Source organism: Brevefilum fermentans, assembly GCF_900184705.1.
In the GTDB taxonomy this organism is placed as follows: domain Bacteria; phylum Chloroflexota; class Anaerolineae; order Anaerolineales; family Anaerolineaceae; genus Brevifilum; species Brevifilum fermentans.
In genome coordinates, this window is sequence record NZ_LT859958.1 from 2,256,123 (window position 1) to 2,281,982 (window position 25,860).

A 25,860-nucleotide genomic window follows, 5' to 3' on the forward strand; every position below is an offset into this window, starting at 1 on the left:
ATTAAGAAGCCGTGATCTATAAATTGGGTTGCATAATTATTGAGTATAATCTCATCAAGGGATGATCTTTCATCCCGGAGTGCTCCAATGCTACCTGAGATCGTCATCTTAGCCATCATCATCGTTATTGCGGCTCTCTTGTTTGCCACCGGCCTGATCCCCATGGATTTAACGGCATTATTCGTCCTGGTTGCGCTGGCGCTCACCGGACTGGTTTCACCTTCCCAGGCGCTTTCTGGTTTCAGCAGTCCGGCGATCGTCATCCTGTGGGCGATGTTCATCCTTTCTGCGGGCTTTAACCGGACGGGCATCTCCAATCTGATTGGCGCCCGCTTGCTCAAATTAGCGGGCAAGAGTGAGAGCCGGTTAATGGCTTTTCTGATGGGAATCTCCGCGTTATTATCCGCCATTATGAATAATGTCGGCGTTGCAGCCATGTTTTTACCGATTACCCTGGATATTGCCCGCCGCACCAAGCGTCCTGCTTCGCGTTTATTGCTGCCAATGGCTTACGGCGCATTACATGGCAGCATGATGCCTTTGATTGGCACCTCCGCCATCCTGATTGTCCGCGAGGTCATGATTGAAGCCAACCTTAAACCGCTAAATTTTTTAGATTTTGCCCCGGGTGGGCTGATTATTTTAATCATCAGCATCGCTTACATGGTCCTCATTGGGCGACGCTTTCTTCCGTTCCGTCAAGCTCCCAAGGCACTCTCCGCTGCTGATACCATTAATGAGGGCTTTGCCCAGAATCAGTATGCTTTGCAAGAGCGACTGGCTATGTTAATCATCCAGGATGGCAACCCGCTGGCGGGAAAAACCCTGACCGAAAGCCGCATCGGTCAGGCTTTGGGATTGACGGTATTAAGCATCAAGCGCAAAGACGGCGAGATCATCCAGGCAACAGCAGACGCAATCATCAAAGATGATGATCAACTGCTGGTATTGGGGCGCCTGGACCGAATCAACGAGCTTTGCCAGCAGCCGCTCTTCGTTATTGATGATATCCGACCCATCGCTGAACATTTGGTGTCGGAAGGAATCGCCATGGCGGAGTTATTGATCACGCCAGAATCCCCCTTTGTAAAAAGAACCCTTAACGAGATTGATTTCCGAAATAAGTATCGGGTCAATGTACTTGGCATCCAGCAAAGCGATATTATCAGAAGAACCAACCTGCAGCACATCGCATTAATGCCCGGCGACCAGGTATTGATCGAAGGCCCGCAAGCCAGCATTGAGGAATTCTGTCAGCACCCGGGTTTTTGTCAGCTCGAAAGTAAGGACTTGTCTAAGTATCTCCTTGATGAACGGCTGTTATCGCTACACATCCCTGAAAATTCATCGCTGATAGACAAAACTCTCCAGGAAAGCCGTTTCGGCTCCGCTTACGGGATCTCCGTATTAAGGGTCATCAGGGACGGCGCTCAGGCTTACCTGCCTGATCATGAATTTCGTTTGCAAGCGGATGATGTATTAATCGTAGAGGGACGTCCTTCCGATATCGACACTTTCCGTGGCTTACAATTAGTGCAGGTCGTGCCAAAGGTTGAGGTTGATTTGGAAGAATTAACCAGCGGTTCGCTGCAGATGGTTGAAGTCATGCTTTCACCGACCTCAAAACTCGCGGGAAAGACCCTGCGGGACGTCCATTTCAGGGGGAAGTATAACGTGACGGTACTTGCCATCTGGCGTAGAGACCGGGCTTACAGAAGTGGTTTGGGCGAATTAACCCTGCAGCACGGAGATGCCTTGCTGTGCTTTGGAACCGTTGAAAACCTGAAAGCAATGGCGCGTGAAAGCGATTTTGTGGTGCTGAAGATGGACCTTCAAGAGCCCCCTTTGTATAACAAAGCGCCGCAGACAGCGTTGATCATGGCCGGAGTAGTTTTGTCGGTCGTTTTCTTTAATGTCCCCATTGCGATCTCAGCAATCGCGGGCGGCGCGTTGATGGTGCTTTTCGGCGCGTTGAGCATGGAAAACGCCTATGAAAGCATCGATTGGAGCTCGATCTTTTTGCTTGCAGCCATGCTGCCCATGGGCATTGCCATCCAGGAAACGGGCGCAGCACTGATGGTCAGCCGCTGGTTGGTATCTTTAATCGGTGGCCTGGGACCTTCCTGGGTGCTGGCGGGGTTGATGGCACTGGTTATTTTAGGAAAATTAGTGATTCCTTCCACAGTTCTAGCCGTGTTCATGGCACCGATTGCCCTCAGTGTTGCATTTGAATTGGGCGTTTCACCCTACCCGTTCATGGTGGGCATTTCTTACGCCCTGGCTGCATCGTTTATCAGCCCCCTGGCGCATCCAATCACACTCATGGTGATGACACCCGGCAGTTACCGCTTTTCCGATTACGTCAAACACGGGTTGCCAATTTCGTTGATCGTGATCCTGGTGAGTGTTCTCCTGCTGCCGCTGTTGTTCCCCTATTACTGACGGCGAAAAGTATCACTCTGCTAAGGGCTGTTTAGCAGAGTGACTTCCTTCCAGATTAAAATTTTTGCCAGTTTTTACCCTGCCAGGTCAGCAGTCGAAATCCATTTTCCCTAATTGGTGACGATCCGCAACAAAACATCTCGATTTTTCGCCCAGGTGGTCTTCAAACTTGACTGAGTTCATCAATCAACGGGCATGCAATAAATTTCCTCACCACCCACTTCAAAATAATAGTATTGATAGGTATCTTCAAAACGCTGACCACCTTCTTCATAGATAGAACTTTCGCTCTTCAAACTTAAGGGGTAGTTTTCAAGTCTACCGCGGTGTTGTTCAAACAAACGGTCTGCTGTGGATTCCGAAAAATGCCATTCCGGCCAGGAACCCTCCCGTCCCGAGTGATCGCGGAGGGTTAATTTACAGGCCAGGATAGCGGTCAGCGCTTCTTTGAGTTCAGGCGATGTTTCCGACGCTTGTTCAGCCTCAAACAAGGCTGGGACACTATCGACGCTCAGATTATGCACTAAATAACTGGCATCCAGAGGATTTCCAGCCTGGGCATGCGCAATGTTGCGCTGAGTGATGAAGCGATCTAAATTAAACAGGTTCAGCGTTAACGTAAATCCGAAGAAAATGATCAAAAGGACCAGCGCCAGCCGCTTAAACTGGTTGAAAACCTCCATCAAAGCAACCGCGATGATCAGAACACCTAACCAAATCATAAAAATATAGGTCATCGCTCGCAGGGTGGTAAAGCCATAAGCTGCTTCGTACAAACTCAAGCGTTGAAATGCAGAGACAAGCATGCATCCAACCTGGAGCATCAGCAGGATGCCCAGGGCAGAAAAGGTGCGCCTGGTAGCGCGCGTTGACCGCTTGGTGAAGGCGCTCATCAGGTAAAACACCCCCAGGCTGAGTACAGCGACAATGATCAACTCGAAAAAGCCGCGCCTGGCGTATTCAGCGTAGGTAAAACCCTCGATGGAGATATTCGCCTGCCCGGCAAAGAAATAGCGAAATTGGATGATGATAAAACTCAGGAATAAAAGATTCACCAGTCCAAGAACGATAAAAGCTTCCACATGCCCCAGGAAAGGTTGCACCAAAGGCTTGTCGGGAGTGATGTCTTTCTCCTTTGCGCTCCTCACAAGCGTATGCACATAAGCGCCGGTCATAAAATATCCCAGGGTGATGATGTAAAAAGTACGAAACAGTAATTCCGCAAGGTTCTCAATTTTAAACAGATCAAAAAAGCTGGAGAGTTGCTCCCGAAAGATCAGGTCTGCACTGGCTAGCAGTGCCCCGAAGATCAATAGCAATGGGATGGCGATCACCAGCCCGATGAAAAAAGGTCGAATTCTTCGCCAGGTTCTATTTTTCTCACCGGCTGGGGGCTTCTTCTGAGTCCGCTTATTCTCAATTAAGATTTTTATCGGGTCAACAATCATTGATTCGATCAGCAACAATATGCCCATCGCTACTTCCCGGATGCGGTAACCCAGCCATTGTCCGTTTCGCAGGGCGATTGCGAGCAGAATTAGCCCTAAAAGGGTGAGTACAATATTAAAAAACGTGGTGCTGGATGCCTTCTGAAATATCGTCATGGTCGCTCCCAGCAGAATGGGCGCCAGGAGCAAGTACGAACGCCAGGGGATATGTTTCTTCTCGACCCTTGCCATAATAAACAATGCCAGCAGAATCATCAGCACCAGCAAGAAGAATTGCAATCCAAATTTTCGTTCCCAGGCAAGCTGATCAAAGATCACCATGATGATCAGTGAAATGATGTGGGGTAAAAAAGGAGTTGCGATTTGAACCTGTGTTTCTTTTAGATTTTCAGGTGTATGTTCAGTCATCATTATTAGCCTTTCCGGTTAACTTTAATGTGTCGGGGACATTGACCTTGATTTTAACCTTTACAGCTATCAATAACTCTCGATCTTATCGTTAATCGCACCTTGATAGTCATTTGAGAGGGGTTGATCTTCTATTCCTGGAATTCCAGCACCTGGTAAACAAACACTTCCAGCCGTTTTTTGCGCCATATATCCCCATCGACGCCCATTTTTTGGCACAAATGATACAGGAATTCTTCAGGATTGGGCAGTTTCTCCCACACCTGGGGTAAAAAAGTGGCTTTTTTCAACCCATCCTGTAGAATGACACCGTCAATACTCGGCTTGAGTTTGGCAACCAGATCCTGGGGATGATCATAATCCAGGGGAGAGGGCGGCGTCAGAACCGAGATTTCGATTTTTATCAATGGCAGCTCAGCAGGCTGAACTTCATTAAAACGATAGTCTTGCAATCCAGCAGCGGCGGCGTGCACCTGAACATCCCTGGCAAGGGGTTGGTAAGCCTCAAGTGTGCCGATACAACCTCGCAAACGTCCGTCAATGGTCAGGGTTACAAAGGATGCGCCCAATTCCACCAGCGAGGACGGAAGTTGAGCCAGGTCAAGTTCCGGCAAGGGTTTTCCGAGCACGGCATTTTCTAATGCCTGGCGTGCAATCTGCAGTAACAGCGTTTGTTCTTCCTGTTTTAATTTCATTTTCATCTCTCCACAGCTTCCGTTAATGAGATTGACTATCTATATCATATCAAAGACTACCGATTTTTTGTTTACGCAATTGCAATTGCCAATAATTTAACTGCAGGTTAGCAAGCATTCAGGGGTAAACATGATGACCTGCAACTTAACAACCTGCCGTTGACCATTGCTGACCCTCACGCCCCTATCGACATTCAATACCCTGGGTTCAAATAATCTCCTATCAAAAACTTGAGATTCATAGTAATATTTATGGCATGAGCGAGCAAACACCACCAGACGAACAAGACCTGTTTCCGGAAGAACCGATCAATGAAGAACCCCCGAAACACGATCAGCGCACCAGGGGACGTAAACCGCATGTGTTGACCTTTTGGAGTGGTCTAACAACGGTACTGGCTTCAGCGTTCCTCGCGGCAACCCTGTTCACAATCTGGACGCCAGGCAGCGTGGTCGATAGCAGCTTGCAGGCCAGGATGGTACAGGTTCTTGAACCCGATCCTGCTGAAGATGAAATTCTTGCCAGCACACATGCAGATTCCGAAGATTCAGCCCATTGGGACAATATCGGCATTGTTGCCGGGCACTATGGTTTTGATTCCGGCGCGGTATGCCCCGATGGCACGACAGAAGTTGAATTAAACCTGAAGATTGCCACATTGGTTCAAAAAATGCTCGCCGACCAGGGGTATCAGGTGGATTTACTGCAGGAGTTTGATCCGCGCTTGCAGGGCTACCAGGCGGCAGTTCTGGTTTCTATCCATTTGGATTCCTGCGCATATATCAACGACCAGGCGACCGGTTTCAAAGTGGCTTCAGCATTGTCCGCCAGGGATGCTGTTAACAGCCAGCGGCTAACCCAGTGTCTGGCTACCCGCTATGGCGAGGTTACGGGGTTACCCTATCACGCCGGCTCAGTCACCGACGACATGACCTATTACCATGCCTTCAATGAGATTGATATTCGCACAATGGCTGCCATCATCGAAGCTGGGTTCATGAACCTGGATTATCCCTTGATTACCGAACACACCGAACAGGTTGCTGAAGGGATCGTTGCCGGAATCCTGTGTTTCCTCAATAACGAACCGTTGCAACCCGTACAAAATCCCTGAAAATGAAACCCCAATCGGACAGTCAATTGCTATTGGAGAGCAAAGCCGCCTTACGGCGCGGTGATCGCGCCCTGGCACGGCGATTGGCTCAGCGAGCTGTTGCCCTTAACCCGGAGTCCCTGGAGGGCTGGCTGATCCTGGGAGGATTGTCAAAACCAAATGCTAGCCTTGCCTATCTTGAAATCGCTCGCAACATCGCCCCAGACGATCCGCGTGTGATTGCTGCCATCACTTGGGCTCAGAAGCGCTCAACAATTCGTCCCGAGCCAGACCAGGAAGTAACCCGCGAAATTCGCACCCTTGTTGAGCCACAAACTGGGAAAATCCGGCCCCCGATAATTGCAGAAGTTCATCACCCGGTATGGCTGTGGACCCTGATCATTCTGGTGGTTTTTGCCGCGTTGATGCTGACCGTTGACATGTTCCCAACCCGGTCGCCGAGCCGCGCCAAACAAGCCGCTCCCATGCTTGCTGAGGGTTTTACGAAACCTTCGCTGACGCCGACAGCAACCTTTACCCCCACACCAACCAACACGCCCACCTCAACACCGACCAGCACACCCACCTCAACGCCGACCAGTACGCCTACAGCCACACCCACTTTTACACCCACCTTTACGTTGACTCCCACCCCCTGGCCAACCAGCACTCCCGAGCCGGTTATCCCACCCGTGTCAGGCGCCGGTGAGCGCTGGATCGATATCGTCCTCTCAGAACAGCGCCTGTACGCCTATGAGGGCGACACCGTTGTACAGTCCTTTTTAGTCTCCACCGGGTTGCCCAACACGCCCACACTGGTGGGCACCTATGCGGTTTATGTCAAATTGCGCTGGGCTGACATGGCCGGTCCGGGTTATTATCTACCCAATGTTCCCTTTACCATGTACTATTACAAGGGATACGGCATCCATGGCACCTACTGGCATAATAATTTCGGCATGCCGATGAGCCACGGCTGCGTCAATATGCTCACTGAAGAAGCAGAATGGCTTTTCAATTGGTCTCATGTGGGGATTGTTGTCAACGTTCGTTACTAACTCGGATTGCGAAACACAATGAGCATTAATATTTCACGTCGAGAGTTTTTAAAACTTAGTGCCACAACCCTGGTCGGCTTAATGCTTCCGCGCAATCTGCTCTCGCGTTTAGATGCTGATCCTGCCACACGCAGAAATCCCCAGCTTTTAGGGCGGGTGCTAAAAGATCAAGCCCCGCTGTATACCGTTCCCAGCGAAGGTTCTGCCATCCTTAACGAGCTGGTCAAGGATCAAATCCATCGCATCACCGACGTCACAACCGGGAAAGACGACACTTCCGGCAATCGGGTTTGGTATCAACTCGATGGCGCCGGTTATACCCACTCACGACATATCCAACCCGTCAGGATGGAGGTCAATACGCCCGCGCTCACAATACCCGAAAAAGGTTGCCTGGGTGAAATTACCCTTCCTTATGTGGATGCCTATTCATCCCTGGGCACAAAGCGCAAATGGCTGTACCGTTTTTATTACGCCTCAACCTTCTGGGTCACCGGCGTGAAGAGCGATGAAAATGGCGTAGCCTGGTATGAGCTGTTGGATGACCGTAACTATACGAAATTTTATATCCCAGCCATCAGCATGCGTCTGGTCCCCGACGATGAACTCACCGCGCTTTATCCCCACATCCCCTATCAAGACAAGCAACTGGTGATTGATTTGGCTAAACAAACCCTGACGGCGCTGATTGGGGAGAGGGTCATCACAACCATGCGCATTTCCAGCGGTATCCGGCAGGGCGAAGGGGGGTTTGCCACCCCTAAGGGCGCCTTCCGCACCGTCCGTAAGCGACCCTGCAGGCACATGGTTGCCCTGCCCAGTGAATTTGGCACAGGCTTTGATCTGCCCGGTGTCCCCTGGGTTAGTTATTTCACGGTTGATGGCGTCGCACTCCACGGCACTTACTGGCACAACGACTTTGGCATACCTCACAGCCATGGCTGCATTAACCTGCATCCCCAGAATGCCAAATGGATTTATCTCTGGACAACGCCCACGGTGCCCCCGGATGAATATTATTTTGCCGACGATCAGGGGACGCGTGTCATCATTCAATAGCCGCCCAATACTCCATTTCGGTTAACTGAAATCTTATACAATAGGGCTATAGTTCAATAGAACGTAAATTAAAATTTTTGGAGGACAACTTGCGTAAAAAAGCTGTTTTTGAAGGCCTGGTTTACGATGAATTCGGAAATCCGGTTGAAACCGGTTGGATTGGTTCGGAACCCTGTTACATTGTTGATGATGATGGGTTCAGACGGCATATCTCGGCTGAGGAAGTCGATCGGCAGGTATGGGCTCACTTCCAGGAACAGGTTGAAGGTCATGAAGACTTGCTATCTGCAAAAGCCGCAGAAATGCTGGGACAGGATGATATCTTCACCGTAGCTGCCATTCAAAGCCAGTTTAAAAACCTGGATGCCCATTACGAAAAACTGGCAGAGATTGGCCTCCCCGAGGAGAGCCGTATGTACCTGGGAATGATGGGGTTTCGCATCATCATTTCCATCCACGGCGAAGTTTTAGAGGTCATCCAGCCCGGGATTGTTGACAACTCCAATGACGATTAACCCCCTCCGGATGAGATTCGCAGTAAAATAAAGCTGAGGAGAATAATCGTGACCCCGGATTTTATCATTCACGTTGATGAATCTGATTTTGAATACGAAGTTTTGCAATATTCAACCCAAGCACCGGTGTTGGTTGATTTCTGGGCGACCTGGTGCGTCGCCTGCCGTGTTTTGAGCCCCAAGCTGGAGGCACTTGCCCTTGAAGCCGAAGGGCGTTTTCGACTGGCTAAACTCAACGTCGACGAAAATGAAAAGCTGGCCAGAAGGTTCAAAATCCGCAATCTCCCCGCTGTAAAAGCTTTTGTGGACGGCAATGTGGTCGGTGAATTTACCGGCATACCTGCAGATGAAGGCTTGCGGGCTTTTGTGCGTCGCCTGTCACCGGCTCCTGAAGACCTGTTGTTTGCCAAGGGCAACAGCCTGTTAGAATTGGGCGAATATGGCGAATCTGAACAAGCCTACCGGAAATTCCTTTCTGTTCAGCCTGACCACTCCGGCGCTCTGCTGGGGTTGATCCGCGCCTTGCTCCTCCAGGGTGAGGGCCAAACTGCCGGCATATTGCTGAAAACTTTCCCAGCCAGCTCGGAATATGCAACCGCCCAGCAGCTCAAACCAGTCGCCAGGGCTTTTTCTGAGGTCAAAGACGAATGGTCAGGAACCGACCAGCCCCTGGAAGCGGCTTTCAGGAACAGCGTTCGCCTGGCTAAACGAGGAAACATTTTCGCCGCCCTGGACGGCTTTTTAGACATCTTGCGCAAAGATCGCCACTATCGAGGGGGCGAGGTGAAAGACATCTTTGTTGGGCTGCTGACCTTGTTGGGAGATGCACACCCCGAGGTACCGCAATACCGCAAGGATTTGGCGTCAGCGTTGTTTTAGGTGTGGTGAATGGGGGATTGGGAATCAGGAATCAGGATTTGATTGTCGGGCGTGCCGATTTCTAACGCTTCAGGTGGTACCGATCTCATCAGATGCACGCGTTTCCTAACCTGTTAAAACAAGCATATCACGGTAAATTCGTTCATCTTTTTTTAAATTTCAGATTCAAGCACTTCAAAGACGGTCTTGTTTCATACAGGCGATAAACTCGCAATTTTCGCTCAATGGGCCTCGTATCCATATGCGCTGAAAGCATTGATGTATAAGGACTCGTCAAATCCTCAATCTTTTTCCTTTAGCATCAATACGACCGTCTCGAGAAGGCGCGAAAACCTCAGATGGATGACTGGTTTGGTGATTATTCAACCAGGATCAGTTGTCTGCCGAGCAGGAAACCAATTAGATTTACCTGCATAATCCCTCCTTCGGATCAGCCCAGTCGATCCAGCGTCAGTACATGTTTTGAGGAGTTGCCTTAGATTGCCTTTTGACTGCGAAATTCATGTTCCCTTGTTTTTTCGTTTTCCAGAGAAGCAATCACTTAGACATACGCCATGCCCTGACCTTTTCTAATGATGAAATCGATCTGGTTATCTCCCGCATTCCCGCAAATACTCGATAGCCACGTCGTTACAGTTCCAGAAACACAGTATTCTCAAGGAGGCTTTCGGTGCATCTTGTCATCTTCAAGCCCACAGCTTCGGGGTTAAACCACATCATCCCATGCGGTTAATTTCGACATAAAGATGCTCAACCACTGGTGAATGCCGGTTTTCACGCTCATATGACCAAACGCTGAGTATTGACCCTGGTTTACACAGTTGTTTTATCTCCAACTTCAAGAGTAACTACTCTTGACCCAGATTTGGATTTCACCGCACTTTTAAAAATCTGCAGATTCTCATTGGATTGATGCATGGGAAATGTGATATTTGGGTCAATGACGCAAACTGCTGCAACGGCTTCCTCAATGTCCATTACGAAAGTTCCACCAATGGGAAGGAACGCAATATCAACTTTGCCGAGATCTTTCATTTCAGGAATTAAATCAGTATCTCCGGCAAAATAGAGTGACTTACCCTTAAGATTGATTAAATATCCAACAAAATCGCCTTTATGGTGAACTTTTCTGGTTGAATGTCCCTCCTGGGTATTATATGCATTCACAACCGTGATCCCAATCTCAGTGAATTCCAAAGAATCCCCCGGCTGAACGATTCTTAAATTCTTAGAATTTATTCTGCTTGCGCATTTTATTGGTGCAACAATGACCGTGTCTTGTTTGATAATCCTATTAAGCGCTTCTTGCTGAAGATGATCTTTATGACAATGTGAAACAAAAACAATATCCGCTTTCTTTTTTAATTCATCCAATGGTATTCTCTGATTTTGGAAATAACCTGCATACCCCGGATCAAAGTGCAGAATCTTGTTATCAGTTTCTATCATGAACCAGGAAGCCCTTGACAATCTTGTTATTATGATTTTTCCAACTTCTGTTTTATTAATTGGTGACACAATGATTGCTCCTCACATGGTGAAATAATTTAAGATCATTTCTGCACAGATTGTAAAGGCAAGGCTTAATGCCAGGCGATACGGTTCCAAACCATGCGCTATCCACAATCAATGCGACCGGTCATTCAAATTGTAATGATTGGTTTTCATATTCAGTGCTCGAATTTTTCTTATCCAATAAAAATACTGAAATAACCAGATTACAAAGAAAATCACCAGAAAAACCCCGAAATAGATCAAAAAACCGATGAGTGTATGCTCCATCCATTCGGTAAGGTATGCGATCGGGAGCATCGCAATGGCGGTGACAAAAAAGTAAGTCGCCGTTTGCTTGGCTATGCTCCAATCCTCAATTTCCCAAATAACAGAAGCAGCCGCAAAAGACGCTCCGAGCAACCCGCTTAATGCAACCTGTATTGTTACCGCCCATATCTCGCTTCCAACGCTTTCAACCAATGTGGGGACGCAGGGATAAAAGTGCCCATCTCCTTTAATTAAGGAAATGATCAATGCTAAAATACAATTCAGAGCGATCCCCAATGGAAAACCTAATAGACCGCGTAATAATGCTTGCTTTTTCATGTTTTTCACCTCATATTCCTAATAATTGTTTAATTTTAGAGACATACCGTCTGGAAACATAGCTCCTTGTGCCATCAACTAAATTAATACAGATCGTACCGGCAAAGCTTAGATCAAATTTTTTAGCTTTCTTAATATTAATAATTTCCGAATTTGATATGCGCACGAAAGTGGCTTTATCCAGCTTCTGTTCAAGTTCATACAATTTCAAACGCAAAGTGTATTCGCCATGGTCCGTAACGGCGAATATTTTGCCATTTGCCGAGTAAATCCGATAGAGTTCAGCTTCGTTCAAGATTGTGGCAGCCCCATCACGAAACCCAAGTAATATTTGTGGCGATTCATCCGATAACTTCTTAATAATTTCATTCACTTCATTTGACATATTTTGGGTAACAATAATTATTTTAAGTTCCTTGCAATTTTCATCTTCTACGATCTCAATTTGCATTTTCTCATCTCCTTATGTGTTACATTATAGCCAGCAGGGTTAGACATTCAACCTTTTTTTTACAGGTGGTCTGATTTCACAGATAAGTGGTCAATTATGACCGCTAAATTACTGAATGTAGAAGGATAAATTTTAATCAGTGCTTACAAAAAAGTGATTTCGTAATTATTTTAAAAGGCGGAGTTCTGAACAATTTCAACCACACCAGAAACACCTGAGACGACTTTAAATTTTCAGGTTTACTGATGTGAAATTTTCTAAAGAAAGTTGTTTTTCAGATGCAGATTAAATGTTGATGTTTTCAACCGACCTCACAAATTCCAGAAATTAAGCCATTTCTAAGGTGTCGTTTCAAACTCGTGACATCAATGTTACGCTCTCCACGTGTGCTGTGTGCGGAAAGAGGTCAAAAGGGGTCACCGATTGAAGGTGATAGCCACGTTGAAGAATACGTTTAACGTCGCGTGCCAGGGTGGCTGGGTCACAGGAGATGTAGGCAATCTGTCCAGGCAGCAGCTCAGCCAGCACATCGTGGACTGCCGGTGTCAGCCCGGCGCGCGGCGGATCCATCAGCAACAGGTCAACCGGTATGTCCAGCGCCGGCAGTGCCGCTTCAGCCTCGGCTTCATACAGGCTCACGTTGTCAAATTCATCCAGGTTGACCGCAAAATCATGGCAGGCGCTGCCTGAGTTCTCAATTGCAGTGAGATGTCCAACCCTGGGCGCAATAAACGCGCTGAACGCGCCCACGCCGGCATATAGCTCAACGGCTTGCATGTATTGTGTCATGGATATATTTTCCAGCAGGTACGTGATCATTTTCTCTGCCATGGGCGTGTTCACCTGGAAAAAAGAACGGGCAGACACCTGGAAATGTCGCCCGAGCAGGGTAAACACCTGGTGATCATCCCCTGCCAGGACGGTTAAGCGTGCCTCCGGCGGTGTATACACCGCCGAGACCGGGATATCCTCGCTAAATTCGGGCGCTTGTGGATCATCACCTTCCAAAATTAGCATGATGTCTTCAAAGCTGTTCTGGCGCACCCCCAGGCGATATACGCCTGATTCAGCGCCAAAATCAAGTTGAGGCCAGAGCGTATTGATCCCCGTTTGTGGCAAATGACATTCTTCAATCACCAGCAGGTGCTCGCCATCCGCATGCACAAACCCCAGCTCACCCGCCTGGCTGAGATGAAACTGAACATGATTGCGGTAGTTCCAGGGGTTGGGCGCGGGCACCATCGGCTGGATCGGTGGATTTTCCAAATTTGCAATGCGCTGAAACTGGTCGCGCAATAAAGCTTCTTTCAAGCGCAATTGGGATTCATAATCCAGGTGCTGATACTGGCATCCGCCACACTCACCAAAATGAATACAGCGCGGGGCAATCCGCTCCGGTGAGGGAGATAAAACCTCAACCGGCCACCCCCGGGCATAGCGTTTCTTCTCGTCCACCACTGCTACGCGGACGGTTTCCCCCGGCAACACAAAAGGCACAAAGAGCGCGCGGCCATCGGGCAATCGACCCATACAATCCCCACCCGAGACCATTTTTTCGAAGGTTATTTCAAACATATCTGCCATGATCGCACTTTATTCTTTGCTTGTTTTGACAAAATAAGATCCGGTCAAAAGAGGTTAGCAGACCGGGTCAATGACTTAGTAAGGTGACCCGTCATTACATCTCGGCAAAAAACGGATCGAAGGCTTCCAGTGACGCATCACTGCGACGCATCCGGGTTTTACCCATATGAGCCATGCGACAGGAATAAACAGAGGGCTCATTGGGTTGATCATTTCCGAAAGATTGTGGGTCAGTTGCAAAAAATCCCGTCGAATTCATATTAACATAAGCCTGTATAACTGACAAGGCAGTGTTTCACGCCGGCTAAAAATCAGGTCGCCGTTTCGAAGTCAAAGCGCTGCAAATGATAAGACAACTGTGCCTGTATTCGCTGCAGCACCTCGGACATCAGCTCCAGTTGGTCACCCAAAGGACTTAGCTCTGCCAGGGAAAATGGCGTTCCAAAACTGATGCGCGGCTTTGCCTCGATTGATTTTGGAAACACAAGCTGCTGCATCACCTGCATAAATTCTGCCAGGCGGCGCTGATCCATCGGCTTACGGCGCAACCGGGTCAAGAGATGTTCGGCAAATCGCCGCAGGAGGACATGCGAAGCAATCGTAGGAACGATCTTCAAGCCCGGCACCTTGCGTAAGAAGATCTCAATACTGGGTGACCAACGCTCAAACACAGGCTCATCCAGGGGGTACAGCGCCGGTTCAGGCTCGATCAATCCAGAGCCAAATTGCAATAATGCACCGTTGCTCTGCAGATGCCGAACAGCCTGGCGCAAGGCGATCATACTCTCTGAACGCTCTTGGCTGGCATAATACAGATACGTGTGAATATGCGGCAAGACCTGGTAGAACCGCGCTTTAGCCACAATCACCTTCAGGTCGGTGCGCGAGATCAAACTCCCAATGGCGATCGAATCATAGGCGCCGGGGTGATTCGCCAGGATCACCACCGGACCGGAGCGAGGAATATTCTCGACGCCCTCCGCTTTAAGTCGTACACCAAGGGCATCCAGCATCATCTGAGAGCCAGCAGGAAATCCACCTGTCGCCACCGCTGCATCCACATCTGCCATCAAACAGGAAAAACGGCGTACAGGCAGAGCGAATACCCACCCGAGGCTTCGTCTCAGCGCGCCGCTCCGTCGCAACCCCAATGCATAAAATATTTCATCAGTAATGGCGGATTGGATTTGTTTAACCAGGGTTTTATCGGTCATCATAACCCATTATATAAAACCCCCTCCTTGAAAACAACTGATTTCAAAAGAGTGCTGTTGATTTTCCCCCTTGTGAAAACCTTCAGATTAAAAAGAAACTTCACCGCGGGCGACGTTATCATCGGAATAGCTCTCATTGGTCAGGTCCAAAGGATTAACATTAGCTTTCACCCCATCTGAAAAATTCAACCGACACAGAATCGACTCCTCACCCGCAGAGCCTGCACCCAAACCTCACGGTCAAATCAAATTTGACCCGCGAAAAATGATCCGGGCTTTATGGCTGAAGGTTTACTCGATTTCTAACTGGAGAAAATTAAACCGCTCCTGAACCTGGTTGAGTGACCTCGGATCAGTAAGTGCCAGCAAGGTATCATTGGCTTGCAATACGGTACCGCCATGTGGCACTATAAAGTCCTGATTGCGTTCGATCAAGGTGATTAAAAATTGTTCTGGTAAATTTAGCACGTCAATGGTTTGGTTAATCACCCTCGAGTTCGGCTGCACGACCAGCCGTGTCAATTCACTTTCCATTCCCGGTACGGGTTGATATTCAAGTGGGTACAAAGGGGTCGAAATGATGGGTTTATCCAGTTTCAACCAGCGAGCGACAAAGGGCAACGATGTTCCTTGAATCAACAACGAAGTGAGAACCACAACAAAGATGACGTTATAAAAGAGGTCCGATTGTTCAAGGCCCGCAACCATCGGAAATGTCGCCAGGATAATCGGCGCTGCCCCGCGCAAGCCCACCCAGGAAATGAGCACTTTTTCCTTAATGCTCATCGCGTTTGGAATAAGGGTTAGAAAGACGCTCAAAGGGCGGGCAATGAAGAATAACACCAGGGAAATTAACAAGGAAACCCCTAAAACAGGGATTAAACGACTCGGAAAGATAAATAGCCCTAAAGATAGAAACAGGGCGCTTTGCATCAACCATCCAATGCCATCATGAAAACGTTGTAGCGTTCGTTTATGCACAAGGTCAACCGTGTTCATCACGATGCCCATAATAAATACAGCCAGGAACCCGCTTCCATTAATCAGTGAAGCCATCCAGAAGGTGAGAAACACCGATCCTAAACTAAGAACCGGGTAAAGTCCATTGTAGCCCAATTTAATCCGGTTGAGGATCAGCGCGACGAGCCGCCCCATCAAATAACCTAAAATCGCGCCGATGACCATCTGCTGAAAGAAAAGCAAAACCATCGAAAACAACGAAGATGCGGGGTTTTTAATCAGCTCGATTAACCCGATGGTCAGGAACATCGCCATAGGGTCATTGCTGCCGGATTCAAGCTCCAACAGGGGTTTTAAGTTGCCCTTAAGGCTGACACCTTTTGAGCGCAGGACTGAGAAAACAGCCGCGGCATCCGTCGATGACATCATTGACCCCAGCAACAACCCTTCAAGCAAGGTCAACCCCAAGACGCGCCAGGCAAACAAGCCCACAATCACTGCAGTTAACAGAACACCGACGGTCGCCAGTGAAAAACTTTCAATCATCACCGGGCGGGAGTCCTTCCACTTCGTATGAAAGCCGCCTGAAAACAGGATCAACACAAATGCAAATATGCTGAGCGTCTGCGCAAGGTTTGGGTCATCAAAGTGTATGCCCCCAATCCCTTCCGACCCGGCTAACATGCCCAGGATTAAAAACAAAAGGATTGCCGGGATTCCAAAGCGATCAGAGAGCTTACTGGAAAAGACGCTCAACGACAACAGTACAGCAACGACGACATAAACAGTGATTTCCATAATAACATCAATCTATCAGGGCGCGATCAGTGGTTAAAAATGTTTTTCAATCATACCAGCAGATATCTTTTTTTATCCACGCAAGGTTTTTATCCAAATCAAAGCTAATAATGTACCCTAAGATCAACGATGGTGCAAATGCCAAAACGAAAGTGATGAAAATTAGTTGGTCCTAAAATTCAGTCATTTGAAGGAGCAAACCTTCGCGAAGCACTCCCTGTACCCTACAAGGGCACACCAAGAAAACCCATGACAAAGTCTTCATGCAGGAATGAGTTCCAGCAATTACCAGTCATGCTACATACAACCAGCAGCAGCTTTCGCTGAGTCTATGATGGATAGTTTACGCCCGGTGATACCCCCCTTAAGGGTGGATGGGATTCCTCGTCCTGGGTCTTTGGCAGCCAGACTGTAAAAACCGTTCCCACACCCTCCTGTGTTTCCACATCGATGCGTCCCTTGTGATTGCGCACAATCCAATAGGCGATGGGCAGACCCAAACCAAAACCCGACCGATTTTCATACCGAGTGCGCGATTTTTCACCGCGGCTAAATCGCTCAAAAAGGAGTCCAAGCTCTTCCTTTGGAATTCCCTGGCCTTCATCGCGCACAACGCATTCAACCCAATCCTCATGCTGGATCAAACGGAGTTCAATGCGTTTGCCTTCGGGCGTGTAATTGATAGCATTAGCCCCCAGGTTCAAAAACGCCTGTTTCAAACGATCACGATCTCCATACACCCGCGCCTGGTCAAAATCACCCAGGTGAAGTGCATGTTTTCCGCCTGAAATGACATTCATCTCTTCAAATACTTCGAGAAGGATCTCTCCAACGTCAACTTCGACAATGGTCAGGGGCAGTTTGCCTGCTTCAGCCTGAGCCATTAATAATAAGTCTCCCACCAACCTTGATAAGCGATCCACCTCTTTTTCAATGGTATTCAGTGAATCTTCATCAAAGGTCTTCATGATGCGCATGAGCCCCACATTGCCTTTAATGACCGTCAACGGTGTGCGCAAATCGTGGCTCACATCGGCTAAAAACCGTCTTTGAGAATCAAATAAACGCTCAAGTCGTACGAAGGTTTGGTTAAAGTTTAAAGCCAAAGCATTGATCTCATCACCCGATCCGGTTGACAACGGAATTCTTTGAGAAAGGTCATTGGTGCTGGTAATCCGATTGGTAATATCAGCCATGATTGCCAGTGGAGATAAGGCATGGCCGATCACAATCCACCCTAACACAATCGAGACACAAATCGCAAAGATCGCAGAAACCAGGAAAGCAATTTTAATTAATTTCAATGTGAAGCGTATTTCGCCCAGCTCCAGGCCGGCTTGAAGACATCCGCTGGGCTGGTTGTCAACCTTCAGGGGGACTGACAGAATTCGGAAGTACTCCCCATCGATCTCAACTTCATTGAACTGGACAACCTGTTCACCCAGGGAAACCGGGTCCAGGGCATGTGTCAGCTGTGCCGCATTTTCCGACCTGGCAATCAACTGAAGGTCTGCTGACCAGATCTGAAAAAAAACATCATCAGAGAGCAGCAGGAGATCAGATCCAACGATCAGGTTGCCAGTCGAATCAGCCTGCAAATGAGAGATGATCAGGTTGGCATTGTCCTCAAGATAATCATCAATAAAATTCACAAACAGCATGCTGACAAAAGCATAAATAAGAATGCTGAGCAAGCCAATAAACCCGCTCAGCATTCCAGAATACACTAATGTCAAACGCAGCCGCAGTGACATCGCTATGGTTGAACTTCAGGCTCTCGCATAACATAGCCCACGCCACGAACCGTGTAGATTAAGCGGGGTTCGCCGCCAGCTTCAAGTTTTTGACGCAGATAACGGATGTAAACATCTAAAACATTACTCTCTCCCCCAAAATCATAATCCCAAACCTTGTCAAAAATTACTTCGCGCGACATAACCATCCTGGGGTGGCGCATGAACAGGTCTAAAAGATCAAATTCTTTCGCTGTCAACACAATCTCACGATCGCCACGCTTTGCGCGATGCGTTCCGCTGTCCAGAACAAGGTCTTCAAATTCCAGGATTTTGATCCGGTCAGCAGCCGTCCTGCGGAGTAAGGCGCGAATCCGAGCCAGCAATTCATCCATTTCAAAGGGTTTGACCATGTAATCATCTGCACCAGAATCCAAACCCTTCACCTGGTCTTCCAGGCTGTCCTTGGCGGTTAAAATCAGGATGGGTTGGTTCCCCAGTTTCTGCAAACGGCGACCAACTTCCAATCCGTCGATGTTGGGGAGCATCAGGTCTAGAATCACCAGGTCCGGCCGCTGCTCACTGGCCAATAAAAGGCCCGCTTTGCCGGTCAATGCTGTATCGACCAGGTAGCCTTCATAGGTCAGGACTCGGTTTAAGACACGCAGGATCTCCTCATCATCTTCAATAATCAAGATTCTCTCGTCCATCATTCTTCCTTTCCTTTTTCATGATCGCTTCTTGTTCATCAGGTAATCGATCTCATTTGATTTGTTTGGTAAAATTAATTAATCATGACATGTGTTTTATTGCCTAGAGGCATCCCCGTTATCAAACGGGTTCTAGATATTATTATATCATTTCCTGCATTAATCGTGCTTTCTCCGTTATTTTTGATCATCAGCATGATTGTGGTCATCCAATACGGACCTCCGATCGTGTTTAAGCAGAATCGCCCGGGCTACCAGGGCCAGATTTTCACCATCTATAAATTCAGAACAATGCACAATCGAGCAGACGAGCACGGGAATCCCTTACCGGATGCCCAACGTCTGACAAAATTTGGCCGTTTCCTGCGTGCCACCAGCCTCGACGAATTGCCCGAACTGATCAATGTTCTCAAAGGCGAGATGAGCATCGTCGGGCCGCGACCGTTGTTGGTTGAGTATCTGGATCGGTACAGCCCACACCAGTTCCGCCGTCACGAGGTTCTTCCAGGTATCACCGGGTGGGCACAGGTCCACGGCCGTAATGTCATCACCTGGCAGGAGAAATTCGACCTGGACGTCTGGTATGTTGACCATTGGTCAATTTGGCTGGATCTAAAAACGATCCTGTTGACGGTTGTTAAAGTACTGCGCCGAGAGGGCATATCTCAGCCCGGACAGGCAACGGCAGAACCGTTTTTCGGCAATCCACCCGAAACGGGTGAACCTTCATCAAGCGAACATCAACCTAAGGCGTGATTTCAATTGAAACCATGCCTGATTGTAAGTCTGTCGTCATCGCCTCAAATAAGCGGTAGCGCCCTGCAGATAATAATCCGCTGTGTCGGTCCGTCAGCACAATTAATGCTGGAACCTGCTTGCCAGCCCCTGCCGCAATGAGGTCCGGCCAGATGGCTTCCAGTGCCGGGGCTGGATCGACGGCGATTGTGCCGATCCAGTTACTTCGAGGTAGGTCCGGACTGCGATCGCTGACCACTTTGATGCCAACCTCTTCCAAGTAAGCAAATAATTCGGGTGAAGCCAAATCGCCATCCACATACATGATTTCAACAGCGATATTGGAATACTGATCAATAATAGCTCTGAAATCGTTAGCTAAAGTAGAGGTAGATACGGCTTCCCACTGCGGAAAGGTGCCATAAGGCGGAAACACCTGGTGACAGATGCCACAGAAAAAACGTGCCCCGACTTCATAGCTTTCTGCCAGCAAATCCCTGGCAGGGTTTTCTTCAGCGATCAACGCTGCGATTTTATTGTCAGACGAGGTTATTGCTGATAAATATCCTGCCATAAAGGCTTTCTGTCGCGTTTCAACAGCCGGGTTTCCAATCACACTGACGTTATCGGCTACGGATGCGGTTGCACTACCAATCGCCACAAAGGCAATACCCGGATAGTTGACTGCCAGGGTGTTCAAATCCAGGTCCTGACCAACACCGACGACCACTTTAACCTCCGGTGTCAGCATCTCGGGTTCCAAGCCCTCAAGCTTTGCAAATTGCATGGATGCTTCTTCTGCCAATTTTTCCAGCATATCCTCGCTTTGGGAGACCATAAAAGGATCAACTTCAGTCCCCGTGATCAGTAAGACTGTTGGCAAAGCCTCAGGGATGGGCGAGGGCGTCGTGACTTCCAAAACAGGGGAGACGGGCGTGTCGACCAGGGGCTCTTCTGTGGGCTGATCAACGATTGGTACAGCGGGCGCACAGCCAGCCACACTCAGCATTAAACCAACGCAAAAGATCAAAAATAAATTTTGAAAAGCAAATTTTAACTTTATCATTACCTTAATTTTACCGCAGCAAACATTAAAATTCACACAAAGATTAATGCAATGGTCGATCATCTTTAATTACAGGCTGGTGTATTATAATTAATCAATAAACGCAAAGATGCGCAATCGGTTCAACAACGCCAAAGGGTGAATGTCTATGAGCTTACCCAGCAGTGAATCCCTTCCGAACGATATCAACGATTTACCCCCGGCACGACAACGCCACATCCGCCGCCAACCCCGATCCGTTTCGCTGGCGGAACAGCAAATCCTGCTCGATTCCCTCATCAAACTCACCACACCCACACCCGCATTTTTTATTCGGGCATTGCTGGGCGCGGTTACGCTTGGATGTGCGTTCTACCTTCAAAACCTGGCGCTGTTGGTCGTCGCTATCGTGGTCTTTCCGTTTCAGACGCCATTGTTTGGGTTGGCACTCTATCCGCTGACTCTCAACGCCAAACACGCAGTCAAGGCGCTGGTCAGTACGCTGCTGTTGATTCTGCTCTCCTTTGCCGCAGGCATCCTGGCAGGTTTATTCCAGCCATTTAAATATCCCGACGCCTTAGGACTCTTTCGCTTTACCTCTCCCTACTGGCTTGATATAGCGCTCGTCGCCATAAGCGCGTTTTTTAGCGCACTGACTTTAATCAGGAAAGGAAAAATCCCTGAGGGATTAGGCGTCCTGCTTTCCTATATGGTAGTGGTGCCCTTTGCTGTGATCGGTTTTGGATTGACCTACTGGTCAGGAGCACTTTTTGTTAGCCTGGAGCATTTGGGGCTGGCATTCCTGTTTGCAGTTTTTGCCTTCATTGTTTTTGGTTTTCCTCCGAAGAAACCGCTGGGCTGGCTTGTGGTGATCACCGTCCTGGCCATCACCCTGGCCGTAAGCAGCGTGGGCTTGAATTTCTCTGTGAATCAGGTCCCCGTCGCGCCGACCGGGCTGCCAAATGCCACCTACAGGGTGATAGCGTCTATCAGCCCCGCTGCGCCGACCAAACCTGTCCCAACAAATACCATGACGCCAACCGATATTCCACCCACAGCGACCCTCGCACCGACCCTGGCGCCCACCGGCTTGCCAACAGCAACATCTGAACCCACAACGCAATGGGGTGTGGTTAAATCGGAGACAGGCGCCGTCATCCGTAAAGAACCCAACTTCAACGCAGAAGTTATTGGCTATGCGAATAACGCCGACCGAATTGAAATTCTGGGGGAGTTTACTGCCCTGAACGGCTCACTCTGGTTTGAAGTCCGAACGGCACCAGAGCAGACAGGCTGGTTGTTGGGTTCGCTTTTGCAGACTCAAACCCCGGTTCCAACACCTGCAAATTAAAGTTCTCCTATTAAAACCTGTGGAAAGCGGCTGTCAGCCTGTAATTGCATCGTCGACGATGATCAGGTTTTGCTGCGGAACCGTGATTTTCTGCCCATCATTGAGCATCACAACTGCCGCTGGCTGTCTCACGCCACTCTCAAAATCAGTGTCGCCCTCAGGCAAATCCAAAACTTCGCCTACCTTGCCCCAGGATCCTTCAGCAAACACCCGCACGATTAACCCCACCTTCAATTCCTGCTGCACACTGAATCCGCCCTCAAAGCCCTCATCACTCAAGTGAATAACCGCCTCAGGGCGCATTCCGGTCAATGGGTCAAACTCACTCGCATTCAGACTGACGGATTTTTCAGCATACGGTGTCAACCCGTCTAACAGGCTCTCGTCAGGCTGGCGGCTACCAAAGCCCTGCACTACAAGAATGGGGGTTTGCATCGCCGTAGCAATTGATACCAACTCGGGTGCCATTGATCCCAGCATTAATCCCCCTGAACTGCGTTTGCCGTACCAGTTGAGCGCGTCCGGGTCAACACAGGACCCTGCCCCGATCATCAAGCCCTCCCCTCTTTCAGCCAGCATGCCTGGCGTCAAGGGTTGGGTCCACGCTTCCTCGACGATCTTTAATTCCCCCAATCCAATCGCACCATTGCCCCATACGCCTTGCAGCAAGAAGCCAGCGGCAGATATCATCGCGCCATATTCTGGAAACACAGTCTGAACCACACCCATCATCCCTGCCCTGACCTGGATCGTCCTGTACCCGACCTCAAATACCGCCTTGCCCTGGTGAAGCCCAATAAAGCGTCCATCTGCTGGAGCGCGTACCAGGCGTGAAAGCGTGCCGGTGATTTTTGCGATGACATCACCCTCATGAAGTTGTTCACCGGGCTCGCGCACCAAGTATTCCTTTACATCCTGAACGTCTACCCCCAAACTTTGGGCAATTTCTACCATGAGGATCTCGACGGGCATGCTGGCTTGCGCAATCACATCTTCGGGCAAAACCTGCTGGCCCTCATAGACCAGCACTTCCCCCGGGTATTTCAGCCTACGTACGCGTTGAATCTCCTTGATGGTTCCTGCCCTGGACACCGGTAAAAACATCCTTAATCTCCCAACTTATCCATGATCATCCTGCAACATGCGCTGCCAGCGATTCAGCAATTCAATTCGTGATTCGGGTTGCTTTGGCAGTTGCAAGGGGCGGCCGCGCGCATCGATCACAACTCCCAGCTTGCCACCGACCACCTTTAGCCGTCCTCCCCGCCCCCGACCACCAAACCCGATGTCCACGCGGCGATGAGGGTTTAATTCGAGCACAGCTGGCTCACCCTGGGGAACCTTCAGGCATGCTAACCGGCCGTGTTGCACCTCCTGACCGAAACTTGCGCCGGATGCGGTTTTTACATCAACTGACAGAGCTGTTTTTCCCCGGGGCAGTTCTCCTACCGTCGAAATGACTGTTCCCAAATTTTCAAATGCCGGGGAAGACAATAAATGTACCGGTACAAGGGGTTCGACTTCTCCAAACTTGGCTAAAAGCGGAAGAAGATGGTGTCGATCAAGCACCATGGTGGTAATTTGGCGCGGCTGGAGCCCGTCCAACAAGGTCAACATCACAAGGGCAGGGTCTGGTGCACCGGTAAGCACAGCGCCGCTGGCAATGATAGGCTCAAAATACCCGTCCAAACCGTGTTCTGGATGATATTCCAGCCAATCATGGTTCCTTGCCAGGCTAATTAATCCCTGCTGCAGCCGATAACGGGCAAAGGACAGGGAGAGGCTGAGCATTTTCTGGGTGTCAGGAATCCACCTGGGCACCATTGCGTAATTGCATAAAAACTGGTCAGCTTCGTCAAAGGTCACCGATGTGGCTGACCAATCACAAATCGCCTGTGCAGTCGCCTGCTGATCCCGCTGGGCCAGGTCAGGAAATTTTTCCAACATCACAGCCCCGCTGATACCATTTTGGCTTGCTGCAAGCGTGGTGTACACGCCGCCCAGGTCAACCGCCAGAAAACCCCTTGAGGTGACCTTTTCTGAATCATCCGCTCTTACCTGGCTGAGCCAGCGGATCATCCGCTCTGCCCCGAGCCCTGTGAGCCCAAACAAATTCTCCGTGAGCGCAAACAAAGCCTCAGACCCGTGTAAATCTGTCTTGCACGAACGCAGGATCTCACGTTCCAGGTAATTTTGAGCAAGCGTAAGGTCGTACTTGCCAAAGGTCGGCTGAAGATTGGGCACAATCCGCAACCTGGCAACCCGCTCCAAACGTTGTTTTGCTGCGGCTTCCATGGCAGCATTCCCGGCATAAAGGATCAGCGGTTTGGCGGCTTGGGGCAATATACCGCAGATGGTGCGCACGATTTCAAGGGTTCGGCGCATCATCTCTGTTGCGCCGTGATCCTCGCCACCGGTAACAATCAATATCTCCGGCAATGCAGCCAGCAACCTCTCAATGGCGCGTTGCTCATCCATTTGCATTGCAGCATCTAAATGGGCAACGGCACATATGGGCAGCGAATCAACTAAAGCTCTGGCGGCTTTGAGAGAACCCTGATCGGAAAGTCCCACCAGGGCTACCCTGATCCGCCTTCCAGCAGATAGGGTCATCCCAACCCGGTCTAACCCACGCCCGATGCGGTCAACCGGCATTAATAAACCGCCACCTTCATTTAGAAACAGGTGATAGGTTTTCCTCTGCAAGGCTTGCACAGCCCGGTCAACGCCGCTGCCAATGTGCAGGTCTTGTCCAAGGGAGGTCAACGAACGAGCGCTTGCGAGTAAGCGATATTTTCCATCAGAAATCCCAACCAGGCAGGCGCGTGAATTCACCCCACCCACATCCAGCCCTAAAAGCGCATAAGGGTGTCTGGTCGGCCCGCTCATCACCCACCCCCAACCCAACGTGCAATCCAGCCCCCAAGAAATGCAATGCGGTCAATCATCGCCAGCAAGGCAGATGAAAAAATACCCGCAAATACGGCGCCGAGGGCAAGCCCAATAAATACCTCACCGATGTGCGCCAGCGCCTGTAGAAGGCGCGGTCGTGAATGATCTGAAGAATCAGTCTTGCGTTTAAATCGGCTTCCAAAGTGAAAATAGCTTAATGTGCCAATCACGCCAATCAGCATCACGACTGCATCCACGGTATGCATCCATGGACTGCGAGATTCTATGCGCCAGGCAGCAGGTCGAAAATCAATCACCACCGCCCGCATTTGTGGGATCATCGTTCCAAAAACAGAGCCACCAATAACCAGCGCAGCAGTCAACCCGGCTAAAAACGCCAGTGGAATACGGCCAAGCGCACGCAACTGGGAAATTTGACTCAAGATCAACATAAGAGATAATAACAGCGGAATCAGCACCCACAACCGCTGATAGGTTGTCCCCCCCAACAGGGGTTGGAGTAAATACGGCCACAGGATCTGCCGGGCGATGAGAACCGTCAGAAATCCGGCGGTTACACCCACGAAAAGGTATGCTGCCAGCCGAAAAAAGAAATTGTCGCCGATGAAATAGCTTAAAATCATCACCGTCAGCAGGAAGCCAACCACGCCCCAGACCAGTTCAGGCAT

The 25,860-nt window shown here is 49.4% G+C and carries 22 protein-coding genes; 8 read left to right on the plus strand and 14 right to left on the minus strand.

Annotation, left to right across the window (positions count from 1 at the left end):
- Positions 1-87 precede the first annotated feature (87 nt).
- Positions 88-2,442, plus strand: a complete 2,355-nt coding sequence (locus CFX1CAM_RS09855) for an SLC13 family permease (protein ID WP_087862860.1) — start codon at positions 88-90, stop codon at positions 2,440-2,442.
- Positions 2,443-2,624: 182 nt separating this feature from the next.
- Here CFX1CAM_RS09855 and CFX1CAM_RS09860 read toward each other — a convergent pair whose 3' ends face one another.
- Entirely contained in the window at positions 2,625-4,298 is a 1,674-nt protein-coding gene (locus CFX1CAM_RS09860) for a DUF4153 domain-containing protein (protein WP_157891842.1), read from the minus strand.
- A gap of 131 nt (positions 4,299-4,429) precedes the next feature.
- Entirely contained in the window at positions 4,430-4,993 is a 564-nt protein-coding gene (gene amrA, locus CFX1CAM_RS09865; protein ID WP_157891843.1) for an AmmeMemoRadiSam system protein A, read from the minus strand.
- Between the two features lie 257 nt (positions 4,994-5,250).
- Between amrA and CFX1CAM_RS09870 the strand changes: the two genes are divergently transcribed.
- The 5 genes from CFX1CAM_RS09870 (at position 5,251) to CFX1CAM_RS09895 (ending at position 9,598) form a co-directional block, all read left to right on the plus strand.
- Positions 5,251-6,108, plus strand: a complete 858-nt coding sequence (locus CFX1CAM_RS09870; RefSeq protein ID WP_087862863.1) for an N-acetylmuramoyl-L-alanine amidase — start codon at positions 5,251-5,253, stop codon at positions 6,106-6,108.
- Between the two features lie 2 nt (positions 6,109-6,110).
- Entirely contained in the window at positions 6,111-7,145 is a 1,035-nt protein-coding gene (locus CFX1CAM_RS11535; RefSeq protein ID WP_173745460.1) for a L,D-transpeptidase, read from the plus strand.
- Positions 7,146-7,163: 18 nt separating this feature from the next.
- Positions 7,164-8,204 carry a L,D-transpeptidase gene (locus CFX1CAM_RS09885; protein WP_087862865.1) on the plus strand — a complete coding sequence of 347 codons (1,041 nt, stop codon included), beginning with the start codon at positions 7,164-7,166 and terminating at the stop codon, positions 8,202-8,204.
- 89 nt (positions 8,205-8,293) lie between these two features.
- Entirely contained in the window at positions 8,294-8,719 is a 426-nt protein-coding gene (locus CFX1CAM_RS09890) for a hypothetical protein (RefSeq protein WP_087862866.1), read from the plus strand.
- A gap of 48 nt (positions 8,720-8,767) precedes the next feature.
- Positions 8,768-9,598, plus strand: a complete 831-nt coding sequence (locus CFX1CAM_RS09895) for a tetratricopeptide repeat protein (protein WP_087862867.1) — start codon at positions 8,768-8,770, stop codon at positions 9,596-9,598.
- 813 nt (positions 9,599-10,411) lie between these two features.
- Here the strand turns inward: CFX1CAM_RS09895 and CFX1CAM_RS09900 are convergent.
- From CFX1CAM_RS09900 to CFX1CAM_RS09935, 8 genes are all read right to left on the minus strand, one after another.
- Positions 10,412-11,116 carry an MBL fold metallo-hydrolase gene (locus CFX1CAM_RS09900; RefSeq protein ID WP_087862868.1) on the minus strand — a complete coding sequence of 235 codons (705 nt, stop codon included), beginning with the start codon at positions 11,114-11,116 and terminating at the stop codon, positions 10,412-10,414.
- Between the two features lie 108 nt (positions 11,117-11,224).
- On the minus strand, positions 11,225-11,698 hold the full coding sequence (locus tag CFX1CAM_RS09905) for a DUF3021 domain-containing protein (protein WP_087863275.1): 474 nt from the start codon (positions 11,696-11,698) through the stop codon (positions 11,225-11,227).
- Positions 11,699-11,708: 10 nt separating this feature from the next.
- On the minus strand, positions 11,709-12,149 hold the full coding sequence (locus tag CFX1CAM_RS09910) for a LytTR family DNA-binding domain-containing protein (RefSeq protein ID WP_087862869.1): 441 nt from the start codon (positions 12,147-12,149) through the stop codon (positions 11,709-11,711).
- Between the two features lie 351 nt (positions 12,150-12,500).
- Positions 12,501-13,733, minus strand: coding sequence for a class I SAM-dependent RNA methyltransferase (locus tag CFX1CAM_RS09915; protein ID WP_087862870.1), 1,233 nt, complete (start codon positions 13,731-13,733; stop codon positions 12,501-12,503).
- 311 nt (positions 13,734-14,044) lie between these two features.
- Positions 14,045-14,947: a 1-acyl-sn-glycerol-3-phosphate acyltransferase gene (locus tag CFX1CAM_RS09920; RefSeq protein WP_157891844.1), complete on the minus strand. Its 903-nt coding sequence runs from the start codon at positions 14,945-14,947 to the stop codon at positions 14,045-14,047.
- Between the two features lie 291 nt (positions 14,948-15,238).
- Positions 15,239-16,705 (minus strand): potassium/proton antiporter, encoded by a 1,467-nt coding sequence (locus tag CFX1CAM_RS09925; RefSeq protein ID WP_197687127.1) that lies wholly within the window; start codon positions 16,703-16,705, stop codon positions 15,239-15,241.
- A 329-nt stretch (positions 16,706-17,034) separates the two neighbouring features.
- Positions 17,035-18,459, minus strand: coding sequence for a sensor histidine kinase (locus CFX1CAM_RS09930; RefSeq protein WP_087862873.1), 1,425 nt, complete (start codon positions 18,457-18,459; stop codon positions 17,035-17,037).
- A gap of 2 nt (positions 18,460-18,461) precedes the next feature.
- On the minus strand, positions 18,462-19,148 hold the full coding sequence (locus CFX1CAM_RS09935) for a response regulator transcription factor (protein WP_087863276.1): 687 nt from the start codon (positions 19,146-19,148) through the stop codon (positions 18,462-18,464).
- 84 nt (positions 19,149-19,232) lie between these two features.
- Between CFX1CAM_RS09935 and CFX1CAM_RS09940 the strand changes: the two genes are divergently transcribed.
- The gene (locus CFX1CAM_RS09940; protein WP_087862874.1) at positions 19,233-19,904 is read left to right on the plus strand and encodes a sugar transferase; all 672 of its coding nucleotides are present in this window, start codon (positions 19,233-19,235) and stop codon (positions 19,902-19,904) included.
- Here CFX1CAM_RS09940 and CFX1CAM_RS09945 read toward each other — a convergent pair.
- Complete coding sequence (locus CFX1CAM_RS09945) at positions 19,894-20,949, minus strand: type 1 periplasmic-binding domain-containing protein (protein ID WP_087862875.1); 1,056 nt, start codon at positions 20,947-20,949, stop codon at positions 19,894-19,896. The genes CFX1CAM_RS09940 and CFX1CAM_RS09945 overlap by 11 nt on opposite strands.
- A 148-nt stretch (positions 20,950-21,097) precedes the next feature.
- Here CFX1CAM_RS09945 and CFX1CAM_RS09950 point away from each other — a divergent pair, with 148 nt between their 5' ends.
- Positions 21,098-22,279, plus strand: a complete 1,182-nt coding sequence (locus CFX1CAM_RS09950; RefSeq protein ID WP_087862876.1) for an SH3 domain-containing protein — start codon at positions 21,098-21,100, stop codon at positions 22,277-22,279.
- A 33-nt stretch (positions 22,280-22,312) separates the two neighbouring features.
- On the opposite strand, the gene CFX1CAM_RS09955 is transcribed toward CFX1CAM_RS09950, so the two are convergent.
- From CFX1CAM_RS09955 to CFX1CAM_RS09965, 3 genes are read right to left on the minus strand one after another with little or no spacing between them, the layout of a single operon-like run.
- Positions 22,313-23,383, minus strand: coding sequence for a hypothetical protein (locus CFX1CAM_RS09955; RefSeq protein ID WP_087862877.1), 1,071 nt, complete (start codon positions 23,381-23,383; stop codon positions 22,313-22,315).
- Between the two features lie 15 nt (positions 23,384-23,398).
- Positions 23,399-25,168, minus strand: coding sequence for a glutamate mutase L (locus CFX1CAM_RS09960; RefSeq protein ID WP_087862878.1), 1,770 nt, complete (start codon positions 25,166-25,168; stop codon positions 23,399-23,401).
- Positions 25,168-25,860 carry a hypothetical protein gene (locus CFX1CAM_RS09965; protein ID WP_157891845.1) on the minus strand — a complete coding sequence of 231 codons (693 nt, stop codon included), beginning with the start codon at positions 25,858-25,860 and terminating at the stop codon, positions 25,168-25,170. The genes CFX1CAM_RS09960 and CFX1CAM_RS09965 overlap by 1 nt, the downstream gene beginning before the upstream one ends.

Coding starts and splice junctions, on each gene's coding strand:
- CFX1CAM_RS09855 (WP_087862860.1), top strand. CDS start 88: ATGCTACCTGAGATCGTCATCTTAGCCATCATCATCGTTATTGCGGCT.
- CFX1CAM_RS09860 (WP_157891842.1), bottom strand. CDS start 4,298: ATGACTGAACATACACCTGAAAATCTAAAAGAAACACAGGTTCAAATC.
- amrA (WP_157891843.1), bottom strand. CDS start 4,993: ATGAAATTAAAACAGGAAGAACAAACGCTGTTACTGCAGATTGCACGC.
- CFX1CAM_RS09870 (WP_087862863.1), top strand. CDS start 5,251: ATGAGCGAGCAAACACCACCAGACGAACAAGACCTGTTTCCGGAAGAA.
- CFX1CAM_RS11535 (WP_173745460.1), top strand. CDS start 6,111: ATGAAACCCCAATCGGACAGTCAATTGCTATTGGAGAGCAAAGCCGCC.
- CFX1CAM_RS09885 (WP_087862865.1), top strand. CDS start 7,164: ATGAGCATTAATATTTCACGTCGAGAGTTTTTAAAACTTAGTGCCACA.
- CFX1CAM_RS09905 (WP_087863275.1), bottom strand. CDS start 11,698: ATGAAAAAGCAAGCATTATTACGCGGTCTATTAGGTTTTCCATTGGGG.
- CFX1CAM_RS09910 (WP_087862869.1), bottom strand. CDS start 12,149: ATGCAAATTGAGATCGTAGAAGATGAAAATTGCAAGGAACTTAAAATA.
- CFX1CAM_RS09915 (WP_087862870.1), bottom strand. CDS start 13,733: ATGGCAGATATGTTTGAAATAACCTTCGAAAAAATGGTCTCGGGTGGG.
- CFX1CAM_RS09920 (WP_157891844.1), bottom strand. CDS start 14,947: ATGACCGATAAAACCCTGGTTAAACAAATCCAATCCGCCATTACTGAT.
- CFX1CAM_RS09925 (WP_197687127.1), bottom strand. CDS start 16,705: ATGGAAATCACTGTTTATGTCGTCGTTGCTGTACTGTTGTCGTTGAGC.
- CFX1CAM_RS09930 (WP_087862873.1), bottom strand. CDS start 18,459: ATGTCACTGCGGCTGCGTTTGACATTAGTGTATTCTGGAATGCTGAGC.
- CFX1CAM_RS09935 (WP_087863276.1), bottom strand. CDS start 19,148: ATGGACGAGAGAATCTTGATTATTGAAGATGATGAGGAGATCCTGCGT.
- CFX1CAM_RS09940 (WP_087862874.1), top strand. CDS start 19,233: ATGACATGTGTTTTATTGCCTAGAGGCATCCCCGTTATCAAACGGGTT.
- CFX1CAM_RS09945 (WP_087862875.1), bottom strand. CDS start 20,949: ATGATAAAGTTAAAATTTGCTTTTCAAAATTTATTTTTGATCTTTTGC.
- CFX1CAM_RS09950 (WP_087862876.1), top strand. CDS start 21,098: ATGAGCTTACCCAGCAGTGAATCCCTTCCGAACGATATCAACGATTTA.
- CFX1CAM_RS09955 (WP_087862877.1), bottom strand. CDS start 23,383: ATGTTTTTACCGGTGTCCAGGGCAGGAACCATCAAGGAGATTCAACGC.
- CFX1CAM_RS09960 (WP_087862878.1), bottom strand. CDS start 25,168: ATGAGCGGGCCGACCAGACACCCTTATGCGCTTTTAGGGCTGGATGTG.
- CFX1CAM_RS09965 (WP_157891845.1), bottom strand. CDS start 25,860: ATGCCTGAACTGGTCTGGGGCGTGGTTGGCTTCCTGCTGACGGTGATG.